This window comes from Aurantiacibacter xanthus (assembly GCF_003584015.1).
Classification (GTDB): Bacteria; Pseudomonadota; Alphaproteobacteria; order Sphingomonadales; family Sphingomonadaceae; genus Alteraurantiacibacter; species Alteraurantiacibacter xanthus.
Genome location: NZ_QXFM01000140.1, coordinates 26832 through 39479, shown reverse-complemented (window position 1 = coordinate 39479; position 12648 = coordinate 26832). Strand labels below are relative to the sequence as shown.

The window sequence follows — 12648 nt, the reverse complement described above, 5'->3', positions numbered from 1 at the left end:
CCCGTTAAAGCAGTCTGGTCGTCAGGCAAAGAAGGGATGGCCATGGCATATCGCGTAGTGATGATCGACGGACATAATGCACCGGGCCGCCTGTCCGGGGCATTGCTCGACGCCTATGCCGCAGGCCTTCCCGCAGGCACCGAGATCGAACGCTTTTGCGTGGCGGAAATGGATTTCGAACCCGATCTCAAGGGCGGCTACACCACGCTCATCGATTGGGAGCCCGACCTGTTGCGGCTCGCCGAGGCGATCGACGCCAGCGACCATTTGGTGATCGCTTTCCCGATGTGGTGGGGCGCGGAGCCTGCACGCACGAAGGGCCTGATCGACCGGCTGCTGCTGCCTGGCTATGCTTTCGCCTATCATCAGGACGATCCGTGGTGGGATCGGCTGCTGGAGGGGCGCTCGGCCGACCTGATCGTCACCATGGACACCCCGCCGCTGTTCCTGCGCCTGGCTTATGGCGATGCGGTGATCCGGCGCTGGCGCGGGCAGATTCTCGGCTTCACCGGGTTTGCGCCCGTCCGAGTGTTCCGCTTCGGCCCGGTGCGCAAGGGCAGTGGCGCGCGTAACTTCGACAAGTGGACCGCAAAGCTGCGCAAGGCGGCGGCAGGGTCCGCCACGCTCAAGCGCAAGCTCAAGCGCGATCAGGCACCGGCGCTTGAACGCCGCGCACGGCGGCGCAGCTAAGGGTCAGAACCCGTAGACCAGCGTGAAGCGGGTCAGCGTGTCGGTCTTGACCTTGTTCGCGGGCGGGTTGCTGTCGTACTCGATCGAATAGGATAGCCTGGTCGAGAGCGACGAATTGATCTTCGCTTCAATTCCCGTGAGCACCGAGAGGCTGATGTTCTCGGAATCGATGAACACCAGTGCCTGTCCCCCGCCCTCGGTCGTGGCGCTGGTATCGTTGGTGAGCTTGATCTTGTCGGCCAGCTGCCAGTCGAAATCGAGCCCGAACAGCGCGGCAAGATTGTCGTTCGAGGTGCCATCGACGAATTCGGTGCGGCGATAGGCGGGGCCGGCCTTGATCGACAGGTCCATGCTCTCGGTATCGACGAGCTTCCACCCCAGACCGCCCGACAGCGCATAGCGTGCCGAATGCCCCTGGAACCGGTCGCGCTCGAACTGCGCCATCCCGAACACGAAGGCCCGCTCGGAAAACTGATAGCGCGGCTCATAACGGGCGAGAAACTGCTCGCGCGAGGTCACACCGTTGGTGCGCTGGTAGTCGGCGGCGAGCTTCATCTTGTGCGTCCAGTCGATCCCCTCACGGGTGAGCGAAAGCGCCGCGGACAGGCCTATGCTGTCGGTGTTGCCGGCGGACTGGAATGCCCCGATCTGCCCCTGCCCGCTCCAGTTCGCGAGCAGCCCGGCCTCGCGAATGCGACGTTCCTCCTCGGCGGCGGCAAGGCGCTCCGCTTCGGCCCGGTTTTTCTTGAACGTGTCGTGCAAGGCATTGAGCTCTTCCACGTCGTCGGGGTTGGTGGCTTTCGCGATATCGATCACCGTAGCGACCTTTGCCTTATCGCCCGTCGCGATGGCCGCATCGACCATGGCGCGGACAGGATCAGGCAGCTCGGCGAAGGCGGGGCTGGCGGCGGCGGTGGTTGCAAGCGCGACGGCTGGGGCAATCAGGCGAACAGGGGTCATGGCGCCGAGAGCTAGCCAATCATTCGCGCAAGCGCCAGCCTGTACGGAAGATCCATGCGATGACTGCCACGCACAGCACGAGGAACGCCAATGTGAAGCCGAAAGCGACGCCAATCGGCACATCGGCATGGCCGGTGAAGGTCCAGCGCAGGCCGTTGATGAGGTAGAAGATCGGGTTGAACTGGGCGACCGTGCGCCAGGGCTCGGCCAGCATCTGCACCGAGTAGAAGGTGCCGCCCAGGAAGGTCAGCGGCATCAGGATCAGCAGCGGCACGATCTGGAGCTTTTCGAACCCGTCGGCCCACAACCCGATAATGAAGCCGAACAGCGCGAACGAGGCCGCCACCATCACCACATAGCCCACCGCCAGCAGCGGATGGGCGATCTCGTAGTCGACGAAGATCCGCGCGGTGACGAGGATGATCGCCGAAATGATCAGCGACTTGAGCACCGCCGCACCCACGAAACCCAGGATCGTTTCGGCCACGCCTACGGGGGCGGACAGCAGCTCGTAAATCGCGCCGGTGAACTTGGGCATATAGATGCCGAAGCTCGCGTTGCTGGTGCTTTCTGACAGAAGTGTCAGCATGATGAGGCCGGGCACGATGAACGCACCGTAGCTGGCCCCGCCGAACTGGCTGGTGTCCATCTGCCCGCCGATCGCCGCGCCGAACACCACGATATAGAGCGAGGTGGTCAGCACCGGCGACAGGATCGAGCCGAAGGCGGTGCGGAAGAAGCGCGCCAACTCGTGCTTGAGGATGGCGATTGCGCCGCGCCAGTTGATCGCTGCGTTCATGCCGTTCTCTCCGCCTGTCGTTCGTCTCGAGCGCAGCCGAGAGACCCCGCGCCAACGTGTCTCGACTTCGCTCGACACGAACGGTGCCATTTTGCACTCATGCCGCGGCCTCCACTTCGCCCCGTTCGACAAGGTCGACGAAGATATCCTCCAGTGTGCTTTCGCGCGTTTCGAGCCCGGTATAGGCGACCCCGGCCCCGGCCAGCGTCTGCGCCAGTTCAGCGACCTCGCGCTTGCCTTTGCCGGTGCCGTCGCCGCCGCGATAGATCAGGCGCAGGCCGCCGTCCTCCAGCGTGAGCGGATAGTGCGCGAAGGCTGCCGGGATTTCGGCCAACGGCGCGGCCAGCGTGAAGTGCGCCTCGGTCCGCCCGAGCTTGGCCATGATCGCTTCCTTGTCGTCGACCAGCAGGATGCGGCCCTTGTTGATCACGCCCACCCGGTCGGCCATTTCCTCGGCCTCTTCGATATAGTGCGTGGTGAGAATGATGGTGACGCCCGCCGCGCGCAGGGCATCGATCTGGCGCCACATGTCGCGCCGCAGCTCGACATCGACCCCGGCGGTCGGCTCGTCGAGGAACAGCAGTTCGGGATCGTGGGCGAGCGCCTTGGCGATCATCACGCGGCGTTTCATTCCGCCCGACAGCTCGCGGATGGCCGCATCGCGCTTGTCCCACAGGCTGAGGCTGCGCAGCACTTCCTCGATCCGCGCCTCATCGGGCGGGCAGCCGAACATGCCGCGCGAATAGCGGACCTGCCGGATCACCTTGTCGAACATGTCGAAGCTGAGCTCCTGCGGCACCAGCCCGATCTTGCGCCGCGCCTCGCGCCAGTTCTTGGCAGTGTCCTGCCCGAAGGCATGGATCGAGCCGGCGGTGGGGTTCACCAGTCCGCAGACCGCACCGATCAGCGTGGTTTTGCCCGCGCCGTTCGGCCCGAGCAGGGCGAAAATCTCGCCTTTGTTGATGGTCAGGTCGACCCCGGCGAGCGCCTTGGTGCCGCCCTTGTAGGTCTTTTCGAGCCCGCGAATGTCGAGAATTGGTCCACCCATGCGCGGCAATGTGGCGCGGGTCACGGCTTTTGCAAGGGGCTTCTGTATCGAATGGTATTTTATTCTTCGGCGGCGGCCTTGTGTGGAAGCAGCAACGACGAATCGCCGTAGGAATAGAACCGATATTCAGATGCGATGGCGTGGGCATAGGCCGCCTGCATCGTCTCACGGCCCATCAGCGCGCTCACCAGCATGAACAGCGTGGACTTGGGCAGGTGGAAGTTCGTCATCAGCCCATCGACCGCGCGGAACCTGTAGCCGGGCGTGATAAAGATGTCGGTATCACCCGCAAATTCGCGGATCAGCCTGTCCTCGCCCGCTGCGCTTTCGAGCAGGCGCAGGCTGGTGGTGCCAACCGCAATCAGCCGACCGCCCGCCGCCCGCGCGGCGTTGAGGCGCGCGGCGGTGGCGGCATCGATCCGACCCCACTCGGAGTGCATCTTATGCTCGGCGGTGTCCTCCGCCTTCACCGGCAGGAAGGTGCCCGCGCCCACATGCAGCGTGAGCGTCTCGCGGCTTACGCCCGCGGCGTCGATCGCAGCGACCAGCGCGTCGGTGAAGTGGAGCGAGGCGGTGGGTGCGGCAACGGCGCCATCCTCGCGCGCGAACATCGTCTGATAGTCGGAGCGATCAGCCTCGTCGGTGCCGCGCTTCTGCGCGATGTAGGGCGGCAGCGGCATTGTGCCCGCGCGTTCGAGCAGAAGCTCGACCGGCTCCTCGCCCGCGAAGGCCAGCGTGAACGAGCCATCGGCGTGGCGCTGCTCAGTCGTGGCGTAAACGTCCGCGCCGAAGTCGATCACATCGCCCTCGCGCAGCCGCTTGGCGTTGCGGATGAAGGCCTGCCAGCGCCTGAGATCGAGCCGCTTGTGCAGCGTCGCGCCGATCCGCGCCTCACCGCGCCGCCCTTCGAGCTGGGCGGGAATGACGCGGGTGTCGTTGAACACCAGCACATCGCCCGGCGCGAGCAGGCCGGGCAGATCGCGCACGCCCGCATCCGCGAGCGGCTCCCCGCCCTTCACCACCAGCATCCGCGCCGCATCGCGTGGGCGCGCGGGGCGCAGGGCTATGCGCTCGGGCGGAAGGTCGAAGTCGAACAGATCAACTTTCACAAAGGTTAGCCCCGATCATCCTGTGCCTGTCGAAGGACGCGCATGGCGCGGCCCCTTCAGCAAGGTTCGATCAATCGCTCTGCGAGTTGTTGAGCATGTCGAGCGTGATGGCCTGCTGCTGGGCCGGCGGCGCAGCGGGTGCGGGCATGGCTTGCGGCTTGTTGTCCGAAGCGATGCTGGCTTGCAGGATGCGCGTGGGATTGGTCGGCGGCTCGCCGCGCGCGATGGCGTCGGCAGCAGCCATGTTCGAAATCACGCGGCCAAAATTGGTGTAGGTCCGGTCCAGCGCAAAGCGCGGGTAGAACACGATGAAGAACTGGCTGTTGGCGCTGTCCTCGCTGGCCGAACGCGCCATCGAGACCGTGCCGCGCACGTGGGGCAGCATGTTGAACTCGGCCTTGAGGTCGGGCAGTTCGGAGCCGCCGCGACCGGTGCCGGTCGGATCGCCGGTCTGGGCCATGAAGCCGTCGATCACGCGGTGGAAGATCACCCCGTCATAGAAGCCCGCGCGGGTCAGTTCCTTGATCCGCTCGACATGGTGCGGCGCCCATTGCGGCATCAGCCGGATCGCCACCCGCTCGCCGGTCGAGAGGTCGAGCAGGAGGATGTTGTCGCGGTCCTCATCGAGGTTGAAGTTCACCGTAATCGGGAAATCCTGCACCTCGGCATTCTTCGCTTCCGCCGTTTGCAGCGCGGGCGACAGCGAGGTGTCCTGAGCCAGCGACGGCGCGGCGGTGAAAGAGAGCGTGGCGGCGATTGCAGCGCCGATCAGAGTGCGGATCATGTAGTTAGTCCGATTATGCGCATGGCAGATGAGCGGCGGGCCTAGTCAAAGCACGCTGACAGTTCAATGAACATTGCGCTTGCGCCTGTGGTCAAAGCGAGCCGCGCAGGCCCAGCTCTGCCACCCGCGCAGCGACCAGATCGCGCACATGCGGCGCCACAAACGGCGCGATATCGCCGCCATAGAGCGCGATTTCCTTCACCAGCTTGGAGGCGATCGGCTGCAACGAGATATCGGCCATCAGGAAAACGGTTTCGATGGAGGCGTTAAGCTGCTGGTTCATCCCCGCCATCTGATACTCGTACTCGAAATCGGCCACGGCGCGCAGGCCGCGCACGATCACGCTGGCACCGACCTTCTCGGCAAACTTCATCAGCAGTGCATCGAAGCCCAGCACCTCGACGTTGTCGAGCCCCAGCCTGGCGACTTCGGCGAGCACCATGTCCATCCGCTCTTCAGGGGTGAACATGGGGTTTTTCGAAGGGTTGGTGGTGACGCCGATAATCAGCCTGTCGACCAGCTTGGAGCCGCGCCGAATAATATCGGAGTGGCCGAGCGTCACCGGATCGAAGGTGCCGGGGTAAAGGCCGATACGGGATTCGCTCATCGGTCACGCTCCACGACAAACCGGGCGAGTGCGCGCAGCAGGTCCGCCTCCTTGCCATGCTGGGCAAGGTGGCCGATGGCCTGTTCGCTCAGCGCATGGGCCTGCGCGCGGGCGGCCTCCGCCCCCATCAGCGAAACGAAGGTGGCCTTGCCCTGCTCCTCGTCCTTGCGCAGTGCCTTGCCCGCCAGTTCCTGGTCGCCCTCGTGGTCGAGCAGGTCATCGGCGATCTGGAACGCGAGGCCGATGTCGCGGGCGTAATTGCGCAAGTGCCCCCTGCCCTCGTCGGGCAGCTTGCCGAGGATCGCGCCCATTTCCACTGCCGCCATCAGCAGCGCGCCGGTCTTGAGTTGCTGGAGCCGGGTGACGGTGTGCAGGTCGAACTCTTCGGTTTCGGCGGCAATGTCCATCATCTGGCCGCCTGCCATCCCCTTGTGTCCGCTGGCGGTCGCAAGCGTGAGCACCAGTTCGGAGCGGATGAACGGATCGGCACTCACACGCTCGTCGGCGAGCAGCTCGAAGGCCAGCGCATGCAGCGAATCACCCGCGAGCACGGCGGTTGCCTCGTCGAAGGCCTTGTGAGCGGTGGGCTTGCCATGGCGCAGGTCGTCATCGTCCATGCAGGGCAGATCATCGTGGATCAGCGAATAGACGTGGATCGCCTCCAGCGCGCAGGCGGCGCGGATCGCGCCGCTGCGGTTCGCGCCGTACATCTCGGCCACGGTCACCACCAGCAGTGGGCGCACCCGCTTGCCGCCGCCGATCACGGCATAGCGCATGGCTTCGACCAGCCTCGCGCGCGAATCCTCGGGCACCGGCAAAATTGCGTCGAAGGCGCTGTCGATCTCGCGCTGGACCAGAGCCAGCCCGCGTCCGAGCACATCGTCTGCCAGTGTCAGCCCCATCCCCCGCGCTCCTTCAACCGGCGTCGAACGGCGCGGTGCCGGTGGGCGTGCCATCGGCGGCGGCGACGATCTTCTCGATCCGCTCCTGCGCCGCGTCGAGCCGGGTCTGGCAGTGCCGTCGCAATGCTTCGCCGCGCTCATAAAGGTTGAGTGATTCGTCGAGCGGGACTTCGCCGCCCTCGAGTTTGCGCACCACGTCTTCCAGCGCGCGCAGGGCGTCTTCGAAGCTGAGGTCGGCGAATTGTGCGGGGTTTTCCTCCATGGCTGGCACGTTTGACGGGGATGAGTGGCATGGTCAAGCGCAGGAGGACTGGCGCTCCACCGCAGCCAGCGTTAGAGGCGCTGAGCATGAGCGAAATTACCCCTGATGTCGTCGAGGCACACGGCCTCAGCCCCGAGGAATACGAGCGCGTGCTGAATGCGCTTGGACGCGAGCCGAACATGGTCGAGCTTGGCATTTTCTCGGTCATGTGGTCCGAACATTGCAGCTATAAGTCGTCGCGGCTGCATCTGAAGAAGCTGCCGACCGAGGCGCCCTGGGTGATCTGCGGCCCCGGCGAGAATGCCGGTGTTATCGACATTGGCGATGGTCAGGCGGCGATCTTCAAGATGGAGAGCCACAACCACCCCTCGTATATCGAGCCCTATCAGGGCGCGGCGACGGGCGTTGGCGGCATTCTGCGCGACGTTTTCACAATGGGCGCGCGCCCGGTGGCCAATGCCAACGCGCTGCGCTTCGGGCGGCCCGAGCATCCGAAGATGAAGCATCTGGTGCAGGGCGTGGTCGCGGGCATCGGTGGCTATGGCAATTGCGTGGGCGTGCCGACCGTGGCGGGCGAGACCAACTTCCACCCCGCCTACGACGGCAACATCCTTGTGAACGCGATGACCGTGGGCGTGGCTGACGCCGACAAGATTTTCTACAGCGCAGCGACCGGCGTTGGTAACCCCATCGTCTATGTCGGTTCGAAGACCGGGCGTGACGGTATCCACGGCGCGACCATGGCCAGCGCCGATTTCGGCGAGGACGCCGAGGCCAAGCGCCCGACCGTGCAGGTGGGCGATCCCTTCACCGAGAAGTTGCTGATCGAGGCCTGTCTCGAACTGATGGCCACCGACGCCATCGTTGCCATTCAGGACATGGGCGCGGCGGGCCTGACCTCGTCGAGCGTGGAAATGGCCACCAACGGCAAGGCCGGGATCCGGCTCGACATGAACATGGTGCCCTGCCGCGAAGAGGGTATGACGCCCTACGAGATGATGCTGAGCGAGAGCCAGGAGCGCATGCTCATGGTGCTGAAGCCCGGCAAGGAAGCCATGGCCGAGGAAATCTTCCGCAAGTGGGAGCTGGACTTTGCCGTGATCGGCGAAGTCACCGACACGCAGCACATGGTGCTCGAATTCGACGGCGAGGCGGTCTGCGACATTCCGCTGGGCCCGCTCGCGGCGGACGCTCCGCTGTACGACCGGCCCTATCTCAGCCGCGAGGAATATCGCGTCTGGGCGGGCACGAAACCGCTGGAAAACATCCCCGGCGGCACCGACATCGGCGGCGACCTGCTGAAGCTGATCGGCAGCCCCGATCTCGCCAGCCGCAGCTGGATCTCCGAGCAGTACGACAGCCAGGTCGGCGCTGACACCCTGCAGACCGGCGGCGATGCCGGTGTGGTGCGCGTCCACGGCACGAAGAAGGCGCTGGCGATCAGCACCGACTGCACCCCGCGCTATGTCTATGCCGATCCCTACGAAGGCGGCAAGCAGGCCATCGCCGAGGCCTATCGCAACCTCTGCGCGGTGGGTGCGCGCCCGCTGGCGGTGACCAACTGCCTCAACTTCGCCAACCCGCAGCGGCCCGAGATCATGGCCCAGCTGGTCCACGCGCTCGACGGCATGGGCGAGGCCTGCCGCACGCTCGACTTCCCGATCGTGAGCGGCAACGTCTCGCTCTATAACGAGAGCAAGGCGACCGGCGGCGGCTCGGCCATTCTGCCCACCCCTGCCATCGGCGGTGTCGGCCTGATCGACGACTATGCCACGATGATGACCGCGCCGTTCAAGCACGAAGGCGACGCGATCTACCTGCTCGGCGCCGAGCCCTGGGCAACGCCCAATCCTGAGCGCAGTCTGGTCGGTCAGTCGCTGTGGCTGCGGATTATCCATGGCCGCGAGGAAGGCCGTGCGCCGCATGTCGACCTGACGCTCGAGAAGAACTCGGGCGAGTTCATCCGCGAGTTGATCGAGGCTGGCCTCGTCAACGCGGTGCACGATGTGTCCGATGGCGGCATGGCCGTGGCGCTCGCCGAAATGGCGATGCAGAGCGGGCTCGGCGCGGAAACGGTGAATCACCCCGATTACGACCCGGCCCGCTGGTGGTTCGGCGAGGATCAGGGCCGTTACATCATCACCGTGCCCGACAACGCGGCATTCCAGGCGCAGATCGCCAAGGGCACCCGCGATGACGAGACCGCATCGAGCGGCCTGCGGCGGATCGGCACCGTCGGCGGCTCGTCGCTGTTCGGGGTCGAGGTGGAAAAGCTGCGCGCCGCGCACAAGGCCTTCTTCAAGGACTGGATGGAGGCCTGACCCCATGAACCTCGCCGACATTCTCGCGCCGACTTACATTCAGATGCTCGGCGCAATGTCGGCGTGGCTGGGCAAGGCGGCGGAGCAACTGCCCGAGGCGGACAGCCTGATGTCGAAGCGGCTGGCCAACGACATGTTCCCTCTGGCGACGCAGGTGCGCTTTTCCTGCGTGCAGGCGCTGGAGGGCCTGTGCCGCCTGCGTGGCGAGGACTTCCCGCCGTTGGTCGACGAACTGCTGAACGAAGGGCGCAACGCAGGGGAGCAGCCCGGCACCATTGTCGAGGCACGCGCGCGGATTGAGCAAGTGCTGGCCGAGGTGCGCAAGCTGGCCGAGGATGTTCCCGTTGGCGATGACGACCGCCCGATTGAACATGCCCTGCCGATGGGCCTCGTGTTCGATCTGAGCGCTGAACAATATACCCGCGACTGGGCGCTGGCGCAGTTCTACTTCCACGTGATGATCGCCTATGCGATCCTGCGCGCCGGTGGCGTCGACCTTGGCAAGGCCGACTATGTCGCGCACATGTTCCAGTATGTGCGGCCGGGGACCATGCCGGGGGCCTGACTTGCCGACCTGCCTTGCGGCTTGCCCAACATCTGATATTACGCAATCCAGGGTTAGTAATATCAGATGGGTGATCGTATGCGCGTGAGGAATGGATTGCGGCTATCGGTTGCGTCGCTTGGCTTGTGCTTTGCCGTTGCGTGTGTCGCCAGCGAGCCCGGCGATGCGGAAATGGCCGCGGCTCCAGCCCACTCGTTCATTCCCGCCGATTTCGATCCGCCCACCTTGGTCGAGGCGCAGGGCTTCAAGCTCGTGCCGCTCGGACCCGATGTGGTGGAGCAGGACTATGCCGCCTACATGTCCTCGATCGAACACCTCCAGCAGACCTTTTCGCGCAGCACCGGCTGGCCTCACGCGGGCCTCACCTTGGCCGACTCGATGGTCGATATGGAGTCCGAGGCGGCACGTTTCGCCGCGCGCGAGAGCTTTGCCTATGGCGTGCTGACGCCCGACGGACAGTATGAGCTGGGTAGCGTCTACGTGCGACCTAGCCCTGTCGCAGGCTATGACGCCGTGGTCTCGCTGTGGGTCACCAAGGCGCAGTACGACGCCGGGTTCGACGCCGTGCTCTATCGCTGGGTGCGTGACTGGGTGGCGCGGGAATGGCCGTTCGAAAAGGTCGCCTATCCGGGCCGCGCCATCGCCTGGGACGAATGGGACGCGCTCGCCGCAGAAGCAGGCGGCTAACCTAACCGCCCACCCACTCTTCGCGCGGAATTTCCAGCAGTTCGAGCAAGGCGGTCAGGTCGCCCTGCTCGACCCAGCCGTTTGCAGCAGCGCGCGCCTTGGGCTTGGCGCGGTAGGCGATTCCGTAACTGCTCGCTTCGAGCATCGGAATATCGTTCGCGCCGTCGCCCGCCGCCATGCTGATCGCGCCCTCGCCCAGCTTCGCCAGCTCCTCTTCGAGCACCGCCTGCTTGGTCGAGCTGTCGCAGATGTCACCGACCAGCCCGCCGGTGAGCTTGCCGCCAGCGACCTCCAGCCGGTTGCCGACCACACGCTCGAACCCGATCTCGCTCGCCACCACATCGGCGAAGTGGTGGAAGCCGCCGGTCACCAGTGCCGTGCGGCAGCCGCGCGACTTCAGCGTCTCGACCAGCACCCGCGCGCCGTCGTTGGCGCGGATGCGCTCATCGAGGCACTGCTGGATCGCACTCTCATCGAGGCCTGCCAGCAGGCCGACCCGCTCACGCAAGGCACTGCGGAAATCGAGTTCGCCCTGCATCGCGCGTTCGGTGATGTCGGCGATCTTCTCCTTGAGGCCCGCGAAATCGGCCAGTTCGTCGATGCATTCCTGCCCGATCATGGTCGAATCCATGTCGGACACGAACAGGTGCGGCACGGCGATTTCGTCGCGGGCGATCAGGCCGTCGGTGGGGCCGAAGTGGCTGTCGATTACGGCGCGCAGGGTGCCCATGTCATCGCCGGGGCATTCGATCTGCAAAACACGCGAATTGGCATCGAGCAGTTCGGCGCAGGCGGCGGGCAAGCCCTTTGCCTTCAATTCGGCAAGTGCGGCGTCGAGGCCGGTTTGCAGCTTCGCGGGGTCTGCTATCAGGCGGGCAATGAGCACTCGGGAAACTCCAACGGATAACGCGCCAAAAAACGTGATGGCGCTCATTGCAGGGCCGACCGCCAGCGGCAAGAGCGATCTCGCCGTGCGCCTCGCGCTCGCCTTGCAGGAGCGGGGGCGCGAGGCCCACGTGATCAATGCCGACAGCGCGCAGGTCTATGCCGATCTCGCCATCGTCAGCGCCCGCCCGACCGAGGCGGAGATGCAGGGCGTGCCGCACCTCCTGTTCGGCGCATGGGACGGCGCACAGGCCTGCTCGGCGGCGGACTGGGCCGAGGCTGCCAGACGTGAGGTCTTTGCGGCGCACGAGGGAGGCGCGGTGCCGATCCTTGTCGGCGGCACCGGGCTCTATATTCGCACTCTGCTCGATGGCATCGCCCCGATCCCCGCCATCGCCCCCAACGTGCGCGAGACAGTGCGCGCCCTGCCCGTGGCCGAGGCCTATGCCGCCTTGCAGGCCGAAGACCCGGAGCGTGCCGCACAGCTCAACGCAGGCGACAGCCAGCGGGTTGCTCGGGCGCTGGAGGTGGTACGGGCGACCGGGCACTCAATGCTCTATTGGCAGCAGCATCTCGAAGGCGGGATCGCCGCTCAGGTGACGCTCGCGCCGCTGGTCCTGCTGCCCGAGCGCGAGGCGCTGTTCGAACGGTGTGACCGGCGTTTTCAGGCGATGGTCGATGCAGGCGCGCTGGAGGAGGTGGAGGCTCTCTATGCTCGCGGGCTCGACGAAACCCTGCCCGTGATGCGCGCCATCGGTGTGCGCGAAATGGGTGAGGTGCTGTACGGTCGACTGACGATGGCCGAGGCGATCCTCAGCGGCCAGCAGGCCACCCGGAACTATGCCAAGCGGCAATATACCTGGCTGCGCAACCAGCTTCCGGATGAATGGAACCGCGCCCTGCCAGAAAGTGTCAATCTTGAAAGTCAGTTTGAAAGTTTATTACCAAGATAGAGGTTGACATGACATATCCTGTCTCATAGAGCCCTCTCAGGAATTCGGAGAGGAACGGCCCGGCATGATCGCTCAT

At 65.2% G+C, this 12648-nt stretch carries 14 protein-coding genes; 5 read left to right on the top strand and 9 right to left on the bottom strand.

The genetic code is table 11. The features are described from left to right. Window positions 1–42 precede the first annotated feature (42 nt). Window positions 43–690, top strand: a complete 648-nt coding sequence (locus tag D2V17_RS18340) for an NAD(P)H-dependent oxidoreductase (RefSeq protein ID WP_119594715.1) — start codon at window positions 43–45, stop codon at window positions 688–690. A 3-nt stretch (window positions 691–693) separates the two neighbouring features. Here the strand turns inward: D2V17_RS18340 and D2V17_RS18335 are convergent, their stop codons facing one another. From D2V17_RS18335 to D2V17_RS18300, 8 genes are all read right to left on the bottom strand, one after another. Next, window positions 694–1650, bottom strand: coding sequence for a DUF481 domain-containing protein (locus D2V17_RS18335; RefSeq protein ID WP_119594606.1), 957 nt, complete (start codon window positions 1648–1650; stop codon window positions 694–696). Window positions 1651–1669: 19 nt separating this feature from the next. Then, the gene (locus D2V17_RS18330; RefSeq protein ID WP_119594605.1) at window positions 1670–2449 is read right to left on the bottom strand and encodes an ABC transporter permease; all 780 of its coding nucleotides are present in this window, start codon (window positions 2447–2449) and stop codon (window positions 1670–1672) included. A 97-nt stretch (window positions 2450–2546) separates the two neighbouring features. Beyond that, window positions 2547–3497, bottom strand: a complete 951-nt coding sequence (locus D2V17_RS18325) for an ABC transporter ATP-binding protein (protein WP_119594604.1) — start codon at window positions 3495–3497, stop codon at window positions 2547–2549. 59 nt (window positions 3498–3556) lie between these two features. Then, window positions 3557–4606, bottom strand: coding sequence for a tRNA preQ1(34) S-adenosylmethionine ribosyltransferase-isomerase QueA (gene queA, locus D2V17_RS18320; RefSeq protein ID WP_119594603.1), 1050 nt, complete (start codon window positions 4604–4606; stop codon window positions 3557–3559). A gap of 70 nt (window positions 4607–4676) precedes the next feature. Continuing rightward, window positions 4677–5390 (bottom strand): peptidylprolyl isomerase, encoded by a 714-nt coding sequence (locus D2V17_RS18315; protein ID WP_119594602.1) that lies wholly within the window; start codon window positions 5388–5390, stop codon window positions 4677–4679. Window positions 5391–5481: 91 nt separating this feature from the next. Next, entirely contained in the window at window positions 5482–5997 is a 516-nt protein-coding gene (gene coaD / locus D2V17_RS18310) for a pantetheine-phosphate adenylyltransferase (protein ID WP_119594601.1), read from the bottom strand. Further along, complete coding sequence (locus D2V17_RS18305; RefSeq protein ID WP_119594600.1) at window positions 5994–6899, bottom strand: polyprenyl synthetase family protein; 906 nt, start codon at window positions 6897–6899, stop codon at window positions 5994–5996. The genes coaD and D2V17_RS18305 overlap by 4 nt, the downstream gene beginning before the upstream one ends. A 13-nt stretch (window positions 6900–6912) precedes the next feature. Beyond that, on the bottom strand, window positions 6913–7161 hold the full coding sequence (locus tag D2V17_RS18300) for an exodeoxyribonuclease VII small subunit (protein WP_119594599.1): 249 nt from the start codon (window positions 7159–7161) through the stop codon (window positions 6913–6915). Between the two features lie 86 nt (window positions 7162–7247). Here D2V17_RS18300 and purL point away from each other — a divergent pair, with 86 nt between their 5' ends. The 3 genes from purL to D2V17_RS18285 all read left to right on the top strand — a co-directional run bounded on the left by purL (window position 7248) and on the right by D2V17_RS18285 (window position 10734). Beyond that, window positions 7248–9482: a phosphoribosylformylglycinamidine synthase subunit PurL gene (gene purL / locus D2V17_RS18295; RefSeq protein WP_119594598.1), complete on the top strand. Its 2235-nt coding sequence runs from the start codon at window positions 7248–7250 to the stop codon at window positions 9480–9482. A gap of 4 nt (window positions 9483–9486) precedes the next feature. Beyond that, a complete protein-coding gene (locus D2V17_RS18290) occupies window positions 9487–10047 on the top strand; it encodes a DUF1993 domain-containing protein (protein WP_119594597.1) in 561 nt (186 codons plus the stop codon). Window positions 10048–10218: 171 nt separating this feature from the next. Continuing rightward, a complete protein-coding gene (locus tag D2V17_RS18285; protein ID WP_245978804.1) occupies window positions 10219–10734 on the top strand; it encodes a twin-arginine translocation pathway signal protein in 516 nt (171 codons plus the stop codon). A gap of 1 nt (window position 10735) precedes the next feature. Here D2V17_RS18285 and serB read toward each other — a convergent pair whose 3' ends face one another. Beyond that, window positions 10736–11620: a phosphoserine phosphatase SerB gene (gene serB / locus D2V17_RS18280; RefSeq protein WP_119594595.1), complete on the bottom strand. Its 885-nt coding sequence runs from the start codon at window positions 11618–11620 to the stop codon at window positions 10736–10738. Here serB and miaA point away from each other — a divergent pair. Beyond that, window positions 11613–12572 (top strand): tRNA (adenosine(37)-N6)-dimethylallyltransferase MiaA, encoded by a 960-nt coding sequence (gene miaA, locus D2V17_RS18275; protein WP_119594714.1) that lies wholly within the window; start codon window positions 11613–11615, stop codon window positions 12570–12572. The genes serB and miaA overlap by 8 nt on opposite strands. The last annotated feature ends 76 nt before the right edge of the window (window positions 12573–12648 follow it).